This is a genomic window from Luteimonas sp. MC1828 (genome assembly GCF_016461615.1).
Taxonomy (GTDB): Bacteria; Pseudomonadota; Gammaproteobacteria; order Xanthomonadales; family Xanthomonadaceae; genus Luteimonas.
This window is the reverse complement of sequence record NZ_JAEMNY010000001.1, coordinates 319,729-338,272: the sequence shown is the minus strand read 5'-3', so window position 1 is coordinate 338,272 and position 18,544 is coordinate 319,729. Positions and strand designations below refer to the sequence as shown.

Genomic DNA, 18,544 nt, shown 5'->3' with positions numbered 1-18,544 from the left:
CCAGACTCGGATCCCCATCGGCGCATCGCTGCCGGCAACAGGAGTCTCCATGAGCAACCCGCGCATCCGTGTCGGCATCATCGGCCTCAACCCCGGCATCCACTGGGCCGCCATGGCGCACGTGCCGGCACTGGCGGCACTGCCCGGTGATTTCGAGCTGGTGGGCGTGGCCAACACCAGCATGGCCAGCGCGGAACGCGCCGCCACCGCCTTCGGCCTTGCGCATGCGTTCGAGAATGCGCAGGCGCTGGTGGCCTCGCCCGACGTCGATCTCGTGGTGGTCACCGTGAAGGTGCCGCACCACCATGCCCTGGTGACCGCAGCGCTGGCCGCGGGCAAGCACGTGTACTGCGAGTGGCCGCTGGGCAACGGCCTGGAGGAAGCGCGAGAACTGGCGGACCTGGCCGAAGCACGCGGCGTGGTGGCCGCGGTCGGCACGCAGATGCGCGTGGCGCCGGAGCTGCAGCACGTCCGCGACCTCGTCGCCGGCGGATACGTGGGCGACGTGCTGTCGACCACGCTGGTGGGCAGCGGCGGCCAGTGGGGCGCCATGACCGACGCCGCGCATGCCTATCTCTATGACGTCGACAACGGCGCCACGCTGCTGAGCATCCCGCTCGGGCACACGTTGGCCGGCTTCCGCGACGTGCTTGGCGGCTTCCGGCACCTGTCCGCACGGTTGGTCAACCGCCGCCAGACCGTCGACGTCACCGACACCGGCACGACCATCCCCACCACCACGCCCGACCAGGTGCTGGTGCAGGGCACGCTGGACAGCGGCGCCGCGTTTTCCATCCATTACCGCGGCGGCATGTCGCGCGGCACCAACCTGCTCTGGGAAATCAACGGCACCGAAGGCGACATCCTGGTGACGGCCGCCAGCGGCCATGCCCAGCTGGAGCAGCTCACGGTGACGGGTGCGAACGGCGACGCGACGGCGATGACGGCGCTCATGCCGCCGCCCGGCAGCTACGAAGGCTGGCCCGACAACGCCGTGGCGCGCAACGTGGCGCGCATGTATGCGTTGATCGCCGGGGACATCCGCCATGGCACGCGCAGCGCACCGCATTTCCGGGATGCGGTGGCCCTGCATGAGACGCTGGACGCGATTCAAAGGCAGCAATGAGCCTTACGGACTACCATGCGCGCCTCCCGTTCCCCCGACTGCCACGATGCCCGCCATGACCACCCCCGCCTACCTCGACGACGACAAGATCGAGCGCCTTGCCGCCCTGCTTGAGCAGCGCGCGGTCCCGTTCAAGGGCTTCAACCTGGAGGCGCTGGACGGGTTCCTGTCGGCGCTTGTGGTCGGGCCGTCGGCAGTACCGCCCGAGGAGTGGCAGCCGGTGGTCTGGGGCGGCAAGCCGCGGCGCTGGGAGACGGCCGAGGAAGAGGCCCAGGTGCAGGACCTGCTGATGGGCCACTGGAACATGTGCAGCGCGCGCGTGCGCCATGGCGACGACGACCTGCCCGACCACCTCGCGCCGCTCATGTGGCTGCCGGAAGATCCGGACCTGACCGGCGAGGACGCAATGCGCGAGGACGAGCTCGACGTCGGCCACGACTGGGCGCTGGGCTTCTTCGCCGCGGTCGGGCTGCGCGAGCAGGAATGGGACACCTGGCTGGACGACAACGACTGGATGGAGGACATCTTCGACCTGCTCGACCGGCTCGCCAGCGGCGAGGTCATCGACGCCGAAGATCCGTCCGCGCCGGCCACGCCGATCAGCTACCGCGAGCGCCTGGAAATCATTGTCGGGCTGCCGGGCATGCTGGCCGACCTCAACCACCACCGCGTCGAGGCGCTCACCCCGCGTGAGCCCATCCGCCGCGAAGCGACGCCCGAGCGCAACGCGCCGTGCCCTTGCGGCAGCGGGAAGAAATACAAGAAGTGCTGCGGGAGTTCGACTACCGGCTAGCGAGCCGGCCGGGGTGTCAGCCCGCGCAGCGCCGCGGCGCCGGCCAGGCCATGTGCACCGTGCCGTCCACCACCGCTTCGACCGCGAATCCCAGGCGTGCATACAGCGCGCGGGCCGGATTCTCCGCGTAGACCCGCAGCTGCACGCAGCGGAGCCCGCGGCCGATGGCAAAGGCCTGCGCCTGCCGTAGCGCCCACGTGCCGATGCCCTGGCCTTGGCGTTCAGGGACAAGCTGCAGGTCGCGCAGCCCGAGGGCGTCGTCTTCGGACAGCAGCCGCAGCAGGCCGACGGCGTCGGGACCGGCCAGGATCACCAGGTTCTCGAACTGCACCCAGCTGGAGCGGAAGCGCTCCGGATCCCAGGCAATGCCGCGCACCGCAAGGTACGTGGCCATGTTGCGGCGGCTCAACGATTCGCAGAAGGCGAAGTCATGGGCGTCGGCCGGGCGTAGGGAGAGCGTCATGGCGAAGGCAGCGAGCAGGAGCGGATCTGTCGCGCGATGCGCGACGATCTAGCCGTGAAGGCGCTTGACCTCCGCCACGGAGCCCGAGATCAGCTTCTCGAGCACATCGAGATCCACGTCGGAGAGCCTGCGGATGGACAGGCACGACTTGCCCATCTTGTGGCGACCCAGCCGCGCCAGCAGCTCGCCCTGGTCGGGGCCGCTTGCCGTGAGGTAGACGCTGATGTCGTTCTTGCGCGGCGAGAACCCGGTGACCGCCATGTCGCCCTCGCGGCCGCTTTCGTACCGGTAGTGGTAGCTGTCGAAGCCGACGATGCTCGGCCCCCACATCCCCGCCGGCTTGCCGGTGATCCTGGCCATCATGGTGAGCAGCATCTGGCAGTCTTCGCGGCGCTGCTGATCTTCGATGGCCGCGAGGAATGCCGACACGCTCGCGTCGGTCGCCCTGGTCTTGTTTTCGCTCATCGTGTGCTGGACTCCGTTGGCGGCGGCGCCGTCGGCCACCTGCGTGTCGTCTGCTTCAGTCACCGGTTTGGGCCCCCGCCCTCCATGGCAGGGGCACCATATCAGCGCTTACTTGCGGATCACCTGATCGTGACCCTTCAGCGATTCCGGCAGGCCCGGCACGCCTTCGGCACCGGTGGGCACGCTGATGCTGGAACCGGCAAAGTCACCGGCGATCGGCTCGGCGCGGCCGCCCAGGCACTTGGCGAGAAAGCCTTCTGCCACGGCGTTGAACGCCTTGCTGTTCTCCGGCCGCGCGAAGCCATGGCCTTCGTCGGGGAACAGCACGTAGGTCACCGGGATGTTGTTGGCGGTCATCGCCTTGACGATCTGGTCGGACTCGTCCTGCTTCACGCGCGGGTCGTTGGCGCCCTGCCCGATCAGCAGCGGCTTGCTGATGCGGTCGGCGTGCGTCAGCGGTGAACGTTCCGTCAGCCACGCCTTGCCTTCTTCCGTGCGCGGGTCGCCCATGCGCTTGGCCAGCTGCTCGTAGAAGCTGGCCCAGTACGGCGGCACGGTGCTGAGCAGCGTGTTGAGGTTGGACGGGCCGACGATGTCCACGCCGCAGGCGAAGGTGTCCGGTGTGAAGGTCAGCCCGGTGAGCGTGGCGTAGCCGCCGTAGCTGCCGCCCATGATCGCAACCTGGTCCGGCGTGGTGACACCCTGGTCGACCGCCCACTGCACGGCGTCCAGAAGATCGTCGTGCATCTTGGCGGCCCACTCGCCGTTGGCGGCGTTGGTGAACTCCTTGCCGAATCCGGTGGAGCCGCGGAAGTTGACCGCCAGCGTGGCGTAGCCGCGATTGGCCAGCCACTGGTTGAAGCCGCTGTAGCCGTATTCGTCGCGCGCCCAAGGGCCGCCGTGCACCAGCAGGACCAAGGGCACGGCCACGTCGGCCTTGCCGTCGCCGTCGGCGTCGGCACTCTTCGGCAGCGACAGGTAGCTGACCAGGGTCTTGCCGTCGCGCGAGGTGATCTCCTGCGGCCACTGCGGCACCAGCGGCTTGCCGTCCAGTGCGGGGCGCGCGGAGAACAGCTTGGTCAGCGTGCCGCCGGCCGCGCGGTCGTAGCGGTAATAGACCACCGGCGCGTCGGCGGCCGAATAGGTGACGATCCAGGTGCTGTCATCAAGCGTGCGTGCGTTGACGCCGATCTCGCCGGGGCCGATGGCCTGCAGCTTTTCGAGGTCCGCGGCGATGGCCGGGTCGACCGCCTGCCATTCCTCGCGCAGGTAGTTCACCGCGACAGCCTGCACCTTGCCGGTGACCGGGTGCGGCAGTGCCTGGCCCACGTCGGCACGCGCATCCTCCAGCACCAGCGCGCGTTCGCCGCTGGCGACATCGACGGCGTACAGCGCGGAGGTATTGCGCCCGCGCGAATCCAGCATGTAGAGCGTGCTGCCGTCGGCGGTCAGGCCGGCAGGCTGGGTGGTCATCGAATCCTCGAAGGGAATATCCGAGTACACCTTCCAGCCGGCCTTGCCGTCCGGCTGCAGGATGTCCTGCCCGCCGTCGGCGCGCGCGCGCGTGGCGTAGCGCACCTGCAGTTCGTCGTCGGCCAGGTATGCGCCAATCTCGTCGTCGTTCTTCTCCACCAGCGTGCGCTCGCCGCTGGCCAGGTCGACCTTGTAGAGGTCGTGCCACTTCGGGTCGCGGTCGTTCATGCCGACCAGCAGCGTGCCCGGATGCGCGTGGCTCGCGCCCGTCACCTGCGCCGTGGTCTTCGGGAACGGGGTCAGGTCGGTGGTCTTGCCGGTGGCGACGTTGACGCTGAAGAGGTGGAAGTCCTCGTCGCCACCGCTGTCGCGCAGGTACAGCAGCGTGTCCGGCAGGTACGACCAGAAATAGTTGCGGATGCCACGCGCGGTGTCCTGGGTGACGGCACGCGCGGCGGCGGGATTGTCGGCCGGCGCCACCCAGACGTTCATCACGCCATCCACCGGCGCCACCCAGCTCAAGGTCTTGCCGTCCGGGCTGATCATCACCACCGCGCGCTCGGGGTTGCCGAACAGCGCCTCGCGCTTGATCAGCTCGACGCCGGCGATGCGCTCGGCCGCGGTGGGCGTCGCCTGCGCCAGCGCCGTGGAAATGGACATGGCAAGCACCAGGCCTGCGACGGGGATCAGCGATCGTTGCATGTGGAACTCCTTGGGTGTCGGACAGGCGGATGGAAAACCGTCGCAGTAGAGCACCCGGCCGAGCGCGCTCCAATATGCCGGCCGGCAGGGGGTCGGACCCTGTGCCGGCTGCCGCTATTTCGGTGACACTCCCGAGCCGGGGAACGGGAACGCAGGGGTACACATGGAACGCTGGCGGCAAGCGGTGGTGGTGGGGGCGATGTTCGGACTTGCAGCGGCCTGGGCCCAGGCCGCGGACGCGGTGCCGGTCGAGGCGTTCGCCGTGGCCGACAAGCGGAGTTCGCCGCGCCTGTCCCCCGACGGGATGCACGTGGCGGTGTCCACGAACCTGGGCGAGGGCAACCACGCCATCGTGGTGCACCGGGTGGCCGACATGGCGCAGACCGCGCTGCTGAAATTGCCCCGCTACGAACTGCCGGTGCAGATGCACTGGGTCAGCGACCGGCGGCTCCACCCACCGCCTGGTTGCCGACATCGGCGTCAAGGACCTTGGCTTCGTGCTCGATCAGGCGGGCGTTCCGCGATTCGCCGCCGGCACCGACGAGCACGACAACTTCCGGCTGTACCAGGCCGACGCGGAAGGCCGGAACTGGCAACAGGTGCCCGCGGAACGCACCGGGGGACGGTTTGCGCCATTCGCCATCACCCCCGACGGGGGCGCCGTCTTCGCGTCACTCAGCGTCGACAACGGGCCCTCGTTTCTCGTCAGGGCGGACCCGTCGGGGGCCAGGCGCGAGACCCTCGCCAGGGACGACTTCGGAAGCGTGGGCGGCGTCGAGTGGAACGCGTCCTGGCAGCCGTTCGCGGCGACGCTGATGTACGGGCGGCCGCGGGTCGTCTATTTCGACGAGGCCTCATCCGACGCGCAGGAGCACCGCATGCTGCGCGACCTGTTCCCCTCGCACCATGTCAGCTATGCCAACCACAGCGCCGATGGCAACCTCTCGCTGCTGCATGTCTACAGCGATCGCGACCCGGGCATGTGGTACCTCTTCGACCGCAAGCTGGCGACGGCCAAGCTGCTGTTCGCCTCGCGCGAGGGCATCGATCCCGCGCGGATGGGCGAGCGCCGCTACTTCCGCTTCAAGGCCAGCGACGGCATGGAGCTCGACGGCTACCTCACCATTCCGGCCGGAACCGCGGAGCCGTCGGCGATGCCGATGGTGCTGCTTCCCCACGGCGGGCCACACGTCGACGGCGATGCCTGGGGCTTCGACACGGATGCCCAGTTCCTCGCCAGTCGCGGCTACCTGGTCCTGCAGGTCAACTACCGCGGCAGCCTGGGACGCGGCTACCGGTTCCGCCAGGCCGGCTTCCACAACTGGGGCACGCGGATCCAGGACGACCTGATCGACGGCGTGCGCTGGGCGATCGCCCAGGGCCACGCCGATCCCGAACGCGTCTGCGCCTACGGCGCCAGCTTCGGCGCCTACTCGGCGATGATGACCGCCGCACGCGCACCGGAGCTGATCAAGTGCGCCGCAGGGCTGGCCGGGCTGTACGACCTCAAGGTATTCACCACCAGGAGCGACACCGCCTCCACCGCGCAGGGCCGCGCCTACTTCGCGCGCGCCATCGGCAGCGGCGACGCCATGCTGCAAGCCAATTCACCAACCTCCCTGGTCGCGAAGATCAAGGCGCCCGTGTTCCTCGCCCACGGCGAGATCGATGAACGCACGCCGTATTCGCAGGCAGTGGCGATGAAGAAGGCACTGGAGGACGCGGGGCGGCCGCCCGAGTGGATGTCGGTGCCGCGCGAAGGACACGGCTTCTACAGCGACGCGAACAACATCGCCTTCTACAAGCGGCTCGAGGCGTTCCTGGCGCGGCACATCGGGACGCAGTAGCGCGTCCGCAAGTCGCAATGCCAGGCTTGATCAGGGGCGCGCCGTATCCGGCGCGGCGTACGTGCCCACCAGCCGCGCCCGGCCCAGCACGTGGCCGCGCATGGCCTTGACCAGCGCGTTGCGGTCGGCGTCGGCGGCGATGTCGAGGGTCGTGTCGAGCGCGAACAGCTGCACGTGGTAGTGGTGCAGCCCACTGCCCGCCGGCGGCTTCGGGCCGAAGTACCCGGTGGACCCGCGGTCGTTGAGGCCCTGCTGCATGCCCGCTGGAGCAGCCAGCCGCGCATCCGCGCGCAGGCCTTCGTCGAGCGCCGTCGCCGTTGCCGGGATGTTCCAGGCGACCCAGTGCACGTAGGGCGCAGGCCGGTCGGCGTCGGGATCTTCCATCACCAGCGCGTACGACGCGGCGCCCTCCACGGGCTGCCACGCCAACGCAGGCGACACGTCATCGCCGTACGCGCTGTGGCGCCGAGGAATGGACTCACCGTCGGCGAAAGAGGTCGACCTTAGTGCGAAGTCGCCGACACCGGCCGAGCGCGTCTCGGCGCCATCGAACGCCAGCGATGCCTCCTCGCCCTGGCAGGCGGCAAGGCTGGCGAGGCCGACCGCCAGCGCGATCGAAAACACGGCACGTTGGCGCGTGGAGGTCATGGGCGAAATCCCCTGTGGTCTGACGCGTGCCGCCGCGCCTATCCATCCAACGCGCTCCGCAGCATGCGCAGGTCAGCCAGGAATGCGTCCCAGGCCTGCGCCTGCGCGGCAGCGGGCAGCCGCAGCAGGTAGGACGGGTGCACCGTTGCGAGGACCGCAGGGCCATCACCTGTCGAGTGCCAGCGCCCGCGCTGCTTCAACACGGCGAAGCCGGGGCCGAGCAGCGCCTGCCCCGCCATTGCGCCCAGGCAGAGCACGAAGCGCGGGCGCAGCTGCGCAAGTTCCGCCTCCAGCCACGGGCGGCAGGCGGCCTGCTCTCCGGCGTCCGCGCGCACGTGCAGGCGATGCTTGCCACGCGGGGCGTACTTGAAATGCTTGACGGTGTTGGTGATGTACAACGTGTCGCGGCCGATGCCGGCCTCACGCAGCGCGCGGTCGAAGAGCTTGCCCGCCGGCCCCACGAACGGACGGCCCGCGAGGTCTTCCTGGTCGCCGGGCTGCTCGCCGATCACCATGACCCGCGCGTCGGCCGGGCCTTCGCCGGGCACCGCCTGGGTGGCCGGACGCCACAGCGCGCAGGCACGGCATGCGGACACCGCCTGGTGCACGCCTTGCAGGCCACCGGCGGGCAGCGGGCGCGACGGCAGGTCCGGCGCCGGGAACGCCTTGCGCGGGACCGTCGGCGCCGCGTCCACCATCTGCTGCATGCGAGCGCCGGCATCGCGGACCAGCGCCGGGATCAGCGCCGTCTCCGGCATGTTCTTCCAGTAGCGCCGCGGCATCTCCTTGACCATCGCGTCCACCTTCAGCCGCGCCGGGTTGAAGATATTGGCGTAGTACACGCGCCACAGCTCTTCCAGTGCGTCGCCATCGGGCGCGTCGCCGCGGTGCGCGCCTTCCCCCAGTTGCAGCGCCTGGCCATCCCAGTGCGCGCTGCGCGTGGGGGTGAGGATCGACCAGCGCATGCCTGCGAAGCGGCGCGCGAAGAACGGTGCGACCTGCGGCAGCACGTCGTGTTCGGGCTCGAACCATGCGATGTAGACCGCGCCGCTGGCGTCGGCGACTTCGCGGAAGCGCACGAAGGCCTTCATCTTGTGCTTCTCGCGACTCACTGCCTTGGCGGCATCGTGCGCCCAGGCCACGTCCGGATCGGTCGCCATCGCCAGCAGCGCGCGTTCGCCGTGCAACAGCCGCCACAGCAGGCGATACAGCCGCGCGTGGCGCTGCGGGTCGGCATGGGCGATGACCAGCGTGGCGAGCGCGAGGAACCCGCGGGATACGCGCGGGGTGCCTGCCGCGTCCGGCGTGCGACTGGCTGCCGGCGTGCCTGCAATGCCGGCAGCCGTCGCCGACATCGCCATCACACCGAGCAAGTCGCCCTGCGCTCCTCCCTGCCACAGCACCTCGGCAGGCGGCACGTCATCGGCCAGCAGCGCGCGCGCTGCATCCCGCCACTGCGCGAGGTCCGCGCCGTCGTCGAGCGTGACGCGGCGCATCAGTGTCCGAACAGATCCGGCTGGCGCGGCGGCGCGGCCATCGCGGCGCGCAGCACGGCGCTTTCCACGTCGCCGCGCGGGCGATGGTCCGGCGTGCAGATGAAGGGCGACACCTTGCCCATCGCCACGCGCAAGCGCACTAGGTCGTCGTAGCGCAGGCGGCGGTGGCGGCGCATCACCAGCAGCTTGTGCACGGTCCTGGCGCCGAGCCCCGGCACGCGCAGCAGCATCTCGCGCGGCGCCGTGTCGAGGTCCACCGGGAACTGCTCGCGGTGGCGCAGCGCCCACGCAAGCTTGGGGTCGATGTCGAGATCGAGCATGCCGTCTGCGCCCGGCGGCGCGATCTCGCCCACCTCGAAGCCGTAGAAGCGCATCAGCCAGTCGGCCTGGTACAGGCGGTGCTCGCGCAGCAGCGGCGGTGGCCGCAGCGGCAGCGCGCGCGAGGCGTCGGGAATCGGACTGAAAGCCGAGAAGTACACACGCCTGAGCCGGTAGCTGTTGTAGAGGGCGCTGCTGGTTTCCAGCACGTCGCGGTCGCTGGCGGCGTCCGCGCCGACGATCATCTGCGTGCTCTGCCCGGCAGGCGCGAAGCGCGGCGCCTTCTTCTCGGCCTTCGCCTCCTCGATGCCCAGCCGCAGCCGGCCCATCGAGCGGCGGATGCCTTGCGCGTCCTTCTCCGGCGCCAGCGCCTTCAGCCCGCCCTCGGTGGGCATCTCGACGTTGATGCTCAGCCGGTCGGCCCAGCGTCCGGCGGAGGCCAGCAGCTCCGGCGAAGCATCGGGAATGGTCTTGAGGTGGATGTAGCCGCGGAACTTCTCTTCCACGCGCAGCCGCCGCGCCACCTCCACCAGCTGCTCCATGGTGTAGTCGCCGGACTGGATGATGCCCGACGACAGGAACAGGCCCTCGATGTAGTTGCGGCGGTAGAAGTCCATGGTCAGCCGCACCACTTCTTCGACATTGAAGCGCGCGCGGCGCACGTTGGAGCTGCGCCGGTTGATGCAGTAGGCGCAGTCGTAGATGCAGAAGTTGGTGAGCAGGATCTTCAGCAGCGAGATGCAGCGGCCGTCCGGCGCATAGGCGTGGCAGATGCCCATGCCGCCGGTGGAGCCGATGCCGCCCGGCGTGCCGCGCGCGTCACGCTTCGCCCCGCCGCTGGACGAGCAGGACGCGTCGTATTTGGCGGCATCGGCCAGCACGGCGAGCTTGTCGGTGAGCTGCATCGGCGGAGGGTCGCAGCGGAACGTCTCGCGTCGTGAGACGAAGCGGCTCACTCTGATTCATGAAACTGAATCCCGTGCGGATCGCTACACTGCCTGCCCAGATTCTTCCGGCGTTTCCCGATGTCCGACCCGCTTCGACTGGCCAAACGCGTGGCCGACCTGGCCCGCTGCTCACGCATCGAGGCCGAGCAGTACATCAAGGGTGGCTGGGTGTCCGTGGACGGCCGCGTGGTGGAGGACCCGGCGCACCCGGTGACCACCGAAAGCGTCGACCTCGACCCCGCGGCGAAGCTCGAGGCCGTGGAGCCGGCGACCATCCTGCTGCACAAGCCGGTCGGCTACGACGCGATCAGCGGCCGCAGGGCCGCCGCGGCACTGGTGCAGCCGGAGACGCGCTGGGAGGACGACCCGTCCGGCGAACGCCTGCTCGAGCGCCACTTCCACCGCCTGACGCCGCTGGTGCCGCTGGACGCCGACGCCAGCGGCCTGATGGTGTTCACCCAGGACGGCCGCGTGTGGCGGCGCCTGACCGAGGACGGCGACGAGATCGAGCACGAGTACGTGGTCGAGGTGAGCGGCGACATCGCGCCGTACGGCCTGCGCCGGCTGTGCCACGGCCTGCACTACGGCGGCCGCGCGCTGCCACCGTGCAAGGTCAGCTGGCAGAACGAGATCCGCCTGCGCTTCGCCATCAAGGGCGCGCAGGGCGGGCAGCTGCGCGACATGTGCGCGCAGGTCGGGCTGGACGTGGTGGCGATCCGCCGCATCCGCATCGGCAAGGTGCCACTGGCGAAGATGCCGGTGGGCACCTGGCGCTACCTGCCGGTGGGCGAGCGCTTCTGAGCCGGCCCTAACCGCGCCAGTTGGCGTGCGTGCGCCAGAACTCCACACTGGCGCGGTAGGCCTCGCGATCGATGTGCACGCCGGAGCCGCCTTCGTCCACGCCCAGCGCGTTGCGCATCATGGTGATCGGCGCCATCGGCGTTTCCACGGGCTCCGCGGTGTACATGCAGCCCACCACGCCCCAGTCGGCATCGATCACCGTGCCCTCCTTCGCCAGCTGTTCGCGGCTGTAGAGGATCGGGATCAGGTAGTCCGCGACCGGCGGCTCCAGGCCTTCGAACCAGCGCACCAGCACGGGCAGCTCGGCGCGCGTGCGCGCTTCGTAGTCGGAGCGCAGCAGGTGGGAGTTGGCGTCGGTGATCGGCACCGCGAGGCAGCGGGTGCTCGTCCAGTTGCGGTGCACGTGCAGCTTGCAGAACGGCGCGTAGCCGTCGAGCACCTCGAGTGGCGGCTCGGCGTTGAGGTGGCGTTCGAACGCCTCGGGCGTGCAGTCCTGGATGGTGTTGCCGCGTGGTTCGCGCGGGAACAGCCGGGCGCGGGCGAATTCAGTGAGAAAGATGGTCATCCGGGGGACGATAGCCGAAACTCCTGCCGACGCCTGCAGGAGTGACCCGGATGACCTCCCTGCCGATCCTCTATGCCCACCCGTTCTCGTCGTACTGCCAGAAGGTGCTGGTGGCGCTGTATGAAAACGGCACCGCGTTCGAGTACCGCCATCTTGAAGAAGACGGGCACATGGACCAGCTCGCCGCACTCTGGTCGCTGCGCAAGTTCCCGGTGTTGCTGGACCGCGGCCGCACGGTGATCGAAGCGAGCACCATCATCGAATACCTGCAGCAGCGGCACCCCGGTCCATGCACGCTGCTGCCGGATGATCCCGACACCGCGCTCGAAGTGCGCTTCATGGACCGGTTCTTCGACAACTACGTGTCCACGCCGCAGCAGAAGTGCGTGGCCGACGCGCTCCGCCCGGCCGCCGACCGCGACGCCTACGGCGTGCGCGAAGCCCGGGCGATGCTGGAAACCGCCTACGCCTGGCTCGACACGCGCATGGCGGACAGGACCTGGGCCGCCGGCGACGCCTTCAGCCTTGCCGACTGCGGCGCGGCGCCATTCCTGTTCTACGCGCACTGGACCCATCCGATCCCGGAACGACACCGCGCGCTCCTGGGCTATCGCGAGCGCCTGCTGGCCCGGCCCTCGTTCGCGCGTGCGGTGGATGAGGGACGGCCCTACCGCAACTACTTCCCGCTCGGCGCGCCTGACGCGGACTGAGCGGCCGGCTTCGCCCAGAGGAAGAGCAGGCCCGCCGCCAGCCACGGCAGCGCAAAGCACGCGGTCAGCGACACTTCCAGCGCCGCGAAGCCCATCGCCAGCCCCGCGCCTGCAGCCATCAGCTGCGCGCACGCCGCTGCGAACATCGCCCACGACATGCCGGGCGCCCTGCCCCGGCCCAGGATGGCGCCGAGCGCGGCGGTGGCCAGCACGCCGGCGAACATCATGTTGGCCGGGTTGCCCTCGTCACCGAGCATGCCCACCGCAACGTTGACCCAGACGGTCAGGAACGCGGTCAGCACCGCCAGGCCGAAGCCGGCGCGAAACGCGAAGCCGCCATCGAGCCACGCACCCAGCTCGTACAGCCCGCAGGCGACCGCCAGCATCAGCCCCATCGCCACGAAGTCTTCCGCGGTCCACACCACGCCGGGGGCACCCAGCTGCATCGCCAGTGCCGGCAAGAGCAGCAGGCACGCCGCGCCGCCCCACATCCACGGCCGCAGGCTGTTCCTGCGCGGGGCAGCCCCGGCTGCCGTCGTCCTTGTCATCGCCATGCCTCCGAAGGGTGATGACGTGATCTTCGCCGCGGTCGGTGAGCAGCGAATGGCGTCCCGGTGAAGCGCGAATGAAGTGCACGCTGCGCGGTGGACTAGGCCGGACCGGAGGGCCTGCTGGCGTCGGCACGCTGCTGGAGCGTCAATACGCGGGGCTCGACGACCGGCCGGGAGGATCCGGCTGCGAAGAACGGGTTGGCCGCACCGCGGCCGCGCAGCCTGGCCGCCGCCACGCCCGCCATGATGCGCAGCACGCCGAGCGCGGTGCGCACCGGCGTGGCCGCCACCTGGCCTTCGGCGGACGCCGTGTTCAGCGCGATGCGCGACGGCCCGAATGCCGCGTCCACGTCACCAGGCTCAGCCGCGATGCAGTGGCTGAGGAAACCGACGTACGGCAACTTGCGGTCGCGCGGCGTGTTGGCGATCGGCGTGTTGCAGCAGGCCGCGTACCAGCGCAGCAGCCCCTTCGGGCTGAGCGACAGGCACGCCAGCTGCGCGCGCCCCGCGGTGATGCGCAGGCCCGCCGGGAGCATCGCGATGATGTCGACGCCGCCCATGCCATCCAGCACGTCGCCACCTCGCCCCAGCGTGCGCGCGAACGCCCGGCAGTCGCGGCAATAGCAGGTGGCGCGCGCATACGCGTGGCTTGGCTCGATCTCGCCCTGGAGCGCGCCGCAGGTGCAGTGGAATGCAATCGCCATCGGCTGCGACTATCCACCTCCGCTCGAATGCCCGCAATACGCCGCCCTTGCGCGATTCGTGCGCGCCCGCACCGACCTAGGACTGGAACACCGGTTCCAGCAACCGGAAGCTGCCGGCATCGGCATCCAGCTCCACGCGCCCGCCGACGGGCAGGATGAACTGCTGGCGGATGTGGCCGATCATCGCGCCGCGGTAGGCCGGGATGCCCAGCGGCAGGATGTAGTCGTCGAGGATCTCCTGCAGCGTCAGCGAGCCGTAGCCGTCGCCCGGATTGCAGTCGGTGCACTCGCCAAAGATGAAGCCGGCGATCTGGTCCAGCGCACCCATCAGCTTCAAGGTGCTGAACATGCGGTCGACGCGATACGGCGCTTCTTCCACATCCTCGAGGAACAGGATCTTGCCGCGGAAGTCGGGCAGGTATGGCGATCCCGCCAGCGCGGTCAGCACGGCCAGGTTCCCGCCCACCAGCTCGCCCCGCACCTTGCCGCCGGTGATCGTGACCGTGCGGTTCTTGCGCGGCACCAGTTCGTCGCCGGCATCGGCCACGTTGCGGTATTGCATCAGCTCGCGCTTGAAGAACAGCCGCCTGAACTGGTCGGCATTGAAGCTGTTCCAGCTGCCCGAGCCATTGGGCCCATGGAAGGTGACCAGGCCGGTCTGTGCGTGGATCGCGTTGTGCAGCGCGGTGATGTCGGAATACCCCAGCAGCGCTTTTGGATTGGCGCGGATCACGCCGTAATCGAGCAGCGGCAACAGCCGCGCCGCGCCGGAACCGCCACGCACGCAGATCACGGCCTTGACGTCGCGGTCGGCGAACGCCGCATTGATGTCGTCCGCGCGCCCGGCATCGCTGCCCGCCAGGTGGCCGCGCCGCGCGGCGTAATTCGCCCCGGTCCTCACCTTGAACCCGAGCGCTTCCATGACCTCGCGCGCGAGCTGCAGGTTGAAACTGTCGTCCACCTGCGACGACGGACTGACCAGCGCCACGGTGTCGCCACGCTTGAGCGCGACCGGCAGCAGGCGGCCAGCCGGCGAGGCGATGGCCCTGCCCCCACCTGCGAGCGGCAACAGCAGGCCCGCGAGCGCCGCGGTGCCGATGAAAAGTCGTCTGTCCAAGTTGCCGCCTGCCGATCCGGATACGGCGGCCAGACTAGCAATCCGTGGCAGGCGGGCCAATGGCGCCCGGCGCAGGACCGCTGCCCTTTTCCACCCTGAAATCGATGGGCTTGTAGCTGAAGTTGTTCGACTGACCCGCCGAACACGCGGTCATCGCAACCACCAGCGGCATCTCCGCGCGCAGACGGATGAAGTCGCCGGCCTTGCTGAGCGGCGGCAGCACCGCCACGTTCCCGGTCGTGCCGTCCACGGAGACGTTCATGAAAATGTTGAACGCGATGGGCACCCGATCGATCCCGATGCCATACGGGGCGAGCGCGGACGCCAGGTTGCCTTCGCAACCGGGGCGTCCTTCAGCCTCACCGTAAAGCAGTTCAAACATCCGCTTCGAGCACGGTGTGAGCGTGAAGTCGTGTCGCCCGCAGGTGTCCTCGAGGATGGTGAACATCGGGCGGCTGCGGTTGGAATACAGCACGTCGCCGGTGCTCAGCCACAATTTCGATGCGTAGTCGATGGAGCGGCCGGAGGAGAGGTATTCGGCCATATCCTCCTTCGAGAACGCAGTGAGGTCGCTGACCTGCTGGCCCATCGGGTCGATGACGACCAGGACGTCGCCCGCCGCGAGCTCCACCGCGCGTCCGGAACAGGGCGCGATGCGCTCGGCTGTCGCGGCTTCGCTCATTTCGGGCTCCGCACGCGGAACGGGCATGTCCATCCGGCCTCTGTTTCGCGCCCGCTGTACTGCCGCGTTTCCGCGGCGGCACCGAAGTCGGCGAGGTTGGGGTTGATCGAGCCTTGCAGCGCGGTGTCGCGCTCGCGCGTGGCCGCCTGCATCTTCGGGTAACGGCCATCGGCGCGCAGCTGTTCGAACTGGCGATGTGAATTGAAGACCAGTGCCGGCCACGCAAAGCGGCGCGCCATGCGCGACGCGCCGGGGTGCAGGCCGATCACGAAGAACGGATGCCCCGCGAGGCTCAGGCTGAAGCGCGGGTCTCCCGGATCACGGCTCACGTCGGGGGCCCAACGCGTGCCACGGCGCACATCGATGTCGTGCAGGCGCTGCAGTTGCGACCACAGCAGCGCCTCGAAGCGGCTCTCATCGGCATCCTGCGGACCATCGAACAGGGCCACGAACGAGTACGTCGTGCTGTCTGCCGGGTCGGCGTCGTCGACCATCATCGCGAACGTGCCGAGTGCATCGAGCAGCGATGCGTCATTACTGCGATCGCCGAGACGAGCGAACTCGTGCACGTCGATCGCATCGCGCGCCAGCGCGCCTTTCGCGCCCACGCAGGGGAAGGACTGAGCGCCCACGAAATCCAGGAACCGCGCGGTCATTGCGCCAGCGGCGGGAGGAACGGGGGACCGCGTCGCCTGCACGTGGGCGGATGCGGTGGCGTGTGGGCAACGGCGCGGAGCGGTGGAGTTCATCGTCGACTGGCTTCTCGTGGGGAAGGATTGGCTTCGTGCGTCGGGGATTCGACGCGTCGAGGCTAGCCATGCCCACGCCACAACCGCGTGTACGCATTGCACGCAAGACACCGGAATTGCTGAAGTGGTTCATGTTCCTGCCACGGGATCGGCTCGCCCCGCGGCTTCGCCGTGCGCAACACGGATTCAGCTTCCTGCACAGATGTATCGCGGTTTGCGCCATGATGTCGGCTCTCCACCTGCGATGCCCACTCCGCCGTGCCCGATTCCGCCCTGCCTCCCCGCCCCGCCCTCGGCCGGAGGCCCTCGATCACGCGAGAAGACCTGATCAGCGCGGCGCTGGCCCTGCTCGGGCCGAACCGCAGCGTGTCCACGCTTGGCCTGCGCGAAGTCGCACGCGAAGCGCGCATCGCGCCGAACAGTTTTTATCGCCATTTCCGCGACATCGACGAACTCGCGGTCACGCTGATCGAGCGCGCGGGCGTATCACTGCGCACGATCATCGGCCAGGCGCGCCGCCAGCGCGCAAGCTCGGGCCACGGCGTGGTGCGCAGCTCCGTGGAGGCCTTCTTCGACCAGCTGAGCGCCGACGACCAGCTGCTGCAGCTGCTGCTGCGCGAGGGTCTCGCGGGTTCGGACGCCTACAAGCAGGCGGTGGACCGCCAGCTCTCCTATTTCGAGGAAGAGCTGCGCGTGGACCTGATCCTGCTGGCCAAGGTCACCGGCGTGCCGCTGCACGAGCCGGCCGTGGTGGCCCGTGCCATCACTCGTCTGGTGTTCGCGGTGGGTGCGAGCGCGATGGACATGCCGCGCGAACGCTACCCGCAGCAGATCGAAGACCTGACGATGATGGTCAAGATGATCGTCATCGGCGCGCGCGCGATGCACGCCGGCGGAAAATGACGACGCCGGACGGGTGTCCGGCGTCGTCGATGCAACCTGGGAAGTACCTTGCTTACTGCGCGGTGCAGGTCGGCGCGTACATCCAGTAGATGGAATCGTTGCAGCGGTAGCTGTTGGAGCCGTACGCCTGACCGCGGACCGCCCTGACCTGGGTCGAGGAATCGTCGTGGCAGTTGTGATGCCCGCCGCGCGCGATCGCCCAGTACGGCGTGGAACAGGTGTGGCCGCCGGCATCGGTGCGCCGCGCCGGCACGCGGTAGTACGTCAGGCGCGGGCCGGTGAACGTGCACTTGTGGGTCATGTTCTCGGTGGCCGCGCAGGTGCCGTGGTTGCAGTAGCTGGTCCAGCCCTGGTGCGTCTTCACCGTCGAGGTCGCGCTGTTGTAACGCCACTTGCCAACGCGCGTGCCCGAATGCTCGGCGATCACCACGAACGGCTTGCGCCACACCTGGATGTAGGTCTGGTACATGCCGCCGGCCGCGCGCCGGACATCGCCCGCAGCCACCGCGTCATCGCGTACCGGCAGGAGGTGCGTGGCCAGGGTCTGCGCCAGGCGTTGCATCGTCGCCTGTTCGGCGGGATTGCCCTGTGCGACGCCCTGTGCCCACGTGCCGCTGTAGGCCAGCGCGTTCAACGCGGTCGCCGCTCGGCCGAAATCCGTGGTCAGCGCGTGGTGGTCGCGCGCGTTTTCGGCTTCCATCGACTCCAGCCAGCCCTTCGGCACCTCGTCGCCACCGAGTTCCGATGCCAGCACGTAGCCGTCCGCGGCCTTCACCATCGAATAGGCGTCGATGCGGCCCATCTGCCCGTCGGCGCCAGGCTCGTCGGCGATGAACTTCTGCGATCCCAGCAGCGTGATGCCGTTGCCCAGGTTGGCCTGGATGGTGCCGTCGCGCTCCCTGGCGATCCCGAGGTCCTTGGCCGAGCGCACGTAGAAATCGGCGACCTGCGCTGCATCCGGAGCGGAAGACCGCCGGGCATCCACGCCCGCACGCACCGGGTAGCGCGCCGCCGGGGCGCCCGCAGCCTGCCTCGCCAGGTCCGCCAGTGCCGATTTCTCGGCCGACAGCGCCACGTGCAGGTTGGCGGCTTCAAGCGCCCCGCCCAGCCCGGACAGGAGGTCGGAATAGGCAAAGCCGTCGGACTTGGTGAACTCGCCGTGCTGCGGCTCCCACTGCTTGGCGTAGGGCTCGCCGCCCAGGGCCACGGTACGGGCTTCGCTGTCGATGACCCGCAGGCTGAGTGCACCCGGCGCGCCGGTGGCGGCGTCCAGCGTCCTGCGCGCCTCGAAGTACAGCTCGGTGCCATTGACGGTGTAAACGCCGGCCACGCCCAGCTCCGGATCCGCCAGGAAGAACTTCACGTTGCCGTCGGGCTTTGCGGCGCGTTCAACGCCAGCGGCCATGGTGCCCCCGGTAAACGCCATGCCCATGGCCAGCGCGATGCCGACCGCCATCTTTCCCATTCGATTCATTCGATGTACC

19 protein-coding genes are annotated in these 18,544 nt (G+C 69.2%); 6 read left to right on the top strand and 13 right to left on the bottom strand.

Features of this window, described 5'->3' with window-relative positions; all coding sequences use genetic code 11:
* Positions 1-49: 49 nt before the first annotated feature.
* Together JHB91_RS01640 and JHB91_RS01635 are read left to right on the top strand one after the other, a co-directional pair.
* Complete coding sequence (locus JHB91_RS01640) at positions 50-1,126, top strand: Gfo/Idh/MocA family oxidoreductase (RefSeq protein ID WP_199470999.1); 1,077 nt, start codon at positions 50-52, stop codon at positions 1,124-1,126.
* Positions 1,127-1,181: 55 nt separating this feature from the next.
* Positions 1,182-1,919, top strand: a complete 738-nt coding sequence (locus tag JHB91_RS01635; protein ID WP_199470997.1) for a UPF0149 family protein — start codon at positions 1,182-1,184, stop codon at positions 1,917-1,919.
* Positions 1,920-1,935: 16 nt separating this feature from the next.
* On the opposite strand, the gene JHB91_RS01630 is transcribed toward JHB91_RS01635, so the two are convergent.
* From JHB91_RS01630 to JHB91_RS01620, 3 genes are all read right to left on the bottom strand, one after another.
* Complete coding sequence (locus JHB91_RS01630; protein WP_199470995.1) at positions 1,936-2,313, bottom strand: GNAT family N-acetyltransferase; 378 nt, start codon at positions 2,311-2,313, stop codon at positions 1,936-1,938.
* A gap of 117 nt (positions 2,314-2,430) precedes the next feature.
* A complete protein-coding gene (locus JHB91_RS01625; protein WP_199470993.1) occupies positions 2,431-2,910 on the bottom strand; it encodes a DUF1801 domain-containing protein in 480 nt (159 codons plus the stop codon).
* Positions 2,911-2,955: 45 nt separating this feature from the next.
* A complete protein-coding gene (locus JHB91_RS01620; protein WP_199470991.1) occupies positions 2,956-5,022 on the bottom strand; it encodes a S9 family peptidase in 2,067 nt (688 codons plus the stop codon).
* A 497-nt stretch (positions 5,023-5,519) separates the two neighbouring features.
* Between JHB91_RS01620 and JHB91_RS14075 the strand changes: the two genes are divergently transcribed.
* The gene (locus tag JHB91_RS14075; protein ID WP_343225037.1) at positions 5,520-6,869 is read left to right on the top strand and encodes a prolyl oligopeptidase family serine peptidase; all 1,350 of its coding nucleotides are present in this window, start codon (positions 5,520-5,522) and stop codon (positions 6,867-6,869) included.
* A gap of 30 nt (positions 6,870-6,899) precedes the next feature.
* Here JHB91_RS14075 and JHB91_RS01610 read toward each other — a convergent pair whose 3' ends face one another.
* From JHB91_RS01610 to JHB91_RS01600, 3 genes are read right to left on the bottom strand one after another with little or no spacing between them, the layout of a single operon-like run.
* Complete coding sequence (locus JHB91_RS01610) at positions 6,900-7,517, bottom strand: YbhB/YbcL family Raf kinase inhibitor-like protein (protein WP_199470989.1); 618 nt, start codon at positions 7,515-7,517, stop codon at positions 6,900-6,902.
* A gap of 38 nt (positions 7,518-7,555) precedes the next feature.
* Positions 7,556-9,013, bottom strand: a complete 1,458-nt coding sequence (locus JHB91_RS01605) for a UdgX family uracil-DNA binding protein (protein WP_199470987.1) — start codon at positions 9,011-9,013, stop codon at positions 7,556-7,558.
* Positions 9,013-10,236, bottom strand: coding sequence for a putative DNA modification/repair radical SAM protein (locus JHB91_RS01600; protein ID WP_199472619.1), 1,224 nt, complete (start codon positions 10,234-10,236; stop codon positions 9,013-9,015). The genes JHB91_RS01605 and JHB91_RS01600 overlap by 1 nt, the downstream gene beginning before the upstream one ends.
* Before the next feature lie 120 nt (positions 10,237-10,356).
* Here JHB91_RS01600 and JHB91_RS01595 point away from each other — a divergent pair, with 120 nt between their 5' ends.
* Complete coding sequence (locus JHB91_RS01595) at positions 10,357-11,079, top strand: rRNA pseudouridine synthase (RefSeq protein ID WP_199372910.1); 723 nt, start codon at positions 10,357-10,359, stop codon at positions 11,077-11,079.
* A gap of 7 nt (positions 11,080-11,086) precedes the next feature.
* On the opposite strand, the gene JHB91_RS01590 is transcribed toward JHB91_RS01595, so the two are convergent.
* Positions 11,087-11,644, bottom strand: coding sequence for a DUF3228 family protein (locus JHB91_RS01590; protein WP_199470985.1), 558 nt, complete (start codon positions 11,642-11,644; stop codon positions 11,087-11,089).
* A 50-nt stretch (positions 11,645-11,694) separates the two neighbouring features.
* On the opposite strand from JHB91_RS01590, the gene JHB91_RS01585 reads away from it, so the two are divergent.
* Positions 11,695-12,354, top strand: coding sequence for a glutathione S-transferase family protein (locus JHB91_RS01585; protein WP_199372912.1), 660 nt, complete (start codon positions 11,695-11,697; stop codon positions 12,352-12,354).
* Here JHB91_RS01585 and JHB91_RS01580 read toward each other — a convergent pair.
* The 5 genes from JHB91_RS01580 to gntA form a co-directional block, all read right to left on the bottom strand.
* A complete protein-coding gene (locus JHB91_RS01580; RefSeq protein WP_199470983.1) occupies positions 12,321-12,902 on the bottom strand; it encodes a hypothetical protein in 582 nt (193 codons plus the stop codon). The genes JHB91_RS01585 and JHB91_RS01580 overlap by 34 nt on opposite strands.
* A gap of 101 nt (positions 12,903-13,003) precedes the next feature.
* The gene (locus JHB91_RS01575; RefSeq protein WP_199470981.1) at positions 13,004-13,609 is read right to left on the bottom strand and encodes a DUF6151 family protein; all 606 of its coding nucleotides are present in this window, start codon (positions 13,607-13,609) and stop codon (positions 13,004-13,006) included.
* Between the two features lie 76 nt (positions 13,610-13,685).
* A complete protein-coding gene (locus JHB91_RS01570) occupies positions 13,686-14,726 on the bottom strand; it encodes an LD-carboxypeptidase (RefSeq protein WP_199470979.1) in 1,041 nt (346 codons plus the stop codon).
* Between the two features lie 34 nt (positions 14,727-14,760).
* Positions 14,761-15,408 (bottom strand): urea carboxylase-associated family protein, encoded by a 648-nt coding sequence (locus JHB91_RS01565; RefSeq protein ID WP_199470977.1) that lies wholly within the window; start codon positions 15,406-15,408, stop codon positions 14,761-14,763.
* The gene (gene gntA / locus JHB91_RS01560) at positions 15,405-16,157 is read right to left on the bottom strand and encodes a guanitoxin biosynthesis heme-dependent pre-guanitoxin N-hydroxylase GntA (protein ID WP_199470975.1); all 753 of its coding nucleotides are present in this window, start codon (positions 16,155-16,157) and stop codon (positions 15,405-15,407) included. Before gntA ends, JHB91_RS01565 begins: the two co-directional genes overlap by 4 nt.
* A gap of 258 nt (positions 16,158-16,415) precedes the next feature.
* On the opposite strand from gntA, the gene fabR reads away from it, so the two are divergent.
* Positions 16,416-17,060: an HTH-type transcriptional repressor FabR gene (fabR, locus tag JHB91_RS01555; RefSeq protein ID WP_199372918.1), complete on the top strand. Its 645-nt coding sequence runs from the start codon at positions 16,416-16,418 to the stop codon at positions 17,058-17,060.
* A 52-nt stretch (positions 17,061-17,112) separates the two neighbouring features.
* Here the strand turns inward: fabR and JHB91_RS01550 are convergent, their stop codons facing one another.
* Complete coding sequence (locus tag JHB91_RS01550; RefSeq protein WP_199470973.1) at positions 17,113-18,525, bottom strand: hypothetical protein; 1,413 nt, start codon at positions 18,523-18,525, stop codon at positions 17,113-17,115.
* Between the last annotated feature and the right edge of the window lie 19 nt (positions 18,526-18,544).

Excerpts from the sequence above, each read along its gene's own strand:
- JHB91_RS01565 (WP_199470977.1), bottom strand. The coding sequence starts at position 15,408 with ATGAGCGAAGCCGCGACAGCCGAGCGCATCGCGCCCTGTTCCGGACGC.
- JHB91_RS01580 (WP_199470983.1), bottom strand. The coding sequence starts at position 12,902 with ATGACAAGGACGACGGCAGCCGGGGCTGCCCCGCGCAGGAACAGCCTG.
- JHB91_RS01595 (WP_199372910.1), top strand. The coding sequence starts at position 10,357 with ATGTCCGACCCGCTTCGACTGGCCAAACGCGTGGCCGACCTGGCCCGC.
- JHB91_RS01575 (WP_199470981.1), bottom strand. The coding sequence starts at position 13,609 with ATGGCGATTGCATTCCACTGCACCTGCGGCGCGCTCCAGGGCGAGATC.
- JHB91_RS01605 (WP_199470987.1), bottom strand. The coding sequence starts at position 9,013 with ATGCGCCGCGTCACGCTCGACGACGGCGCGGACCTCGCGCAGTGGCGG.
- JHB91_RS01620 (WP_199470991.1), bottom strand. The coding sequence starts at position 5,022 with ATGCAACGATCGCTGATCCCCGTCGCAGGCCTGGTGCTTGCCATGTCC.
- JHB91_RS01610 (WP_199470989.1), bottom strand. The coding sequence starts at position 7,517 with ATGACCTCCACGCGCCAACGTGCCGTGTTTTCGATCGCGCTGGCGGTC.
- JHB91_RS01630 (WP_199470995.1), bottom strand. The coding sequence starts at position 2,313 with ATGGCCACGTACCTTGCGGTGCGCGGCATTGCCTGGGATCCGGAGCGC.
- JHB91_RS01600 (WP_199472619.1), bottom strand. The coding sequence starts at position 10,236 with ATGCAGCTCACCGACAAGCTCGCCGTGCTGGCCGATGCCGCCAAATAC.
- JHB91_RS01590 (WP_199470985.1), bottom strand. The coding sequence starts at position 11,644 with ATGACCATCTTTCTCACTGAATTCGCCCGCGCCCGGCTGTTCCCGCGC.
- gntA (WP_199470975.1), bottom strand. The coding sequence starts at position 16,157 with ATGAACTCCACCGCTCCGCGCCGTTGCCCACACGCCACCGCATCCGCC.
- JHB91_RS01585 (WP_199372912.1), top strand. The coding sequence starts at position 11,695 with ATGACCTCCCTGCCGATCCTCTATGCCCACCCGTTCTCGTCGTACTGC.
- JHB91_RS01635 (WP_199470997.1), top strand. The coding sequence starts at position 1,182 with ATGACCACCCCCGCCTACCTCGACGACGACAAGATCGAGCGCCTTGCC.
- JHB91_RS01640 (WP_199470999.1), top strand. The coding sequence starts at position 50 with ATGAGCAACCCGCGCATCCGTGTCGGCATCATCGGCCTCAACCCCGGC.
- JHB91_RS01550 (WP_199470973.1), bottom strand. The coding sequence starts at position 18,525 with ATGGGAAAGATGGCGGTCGGCATCGCGCTGGCCATGGGCATGGCGTTT.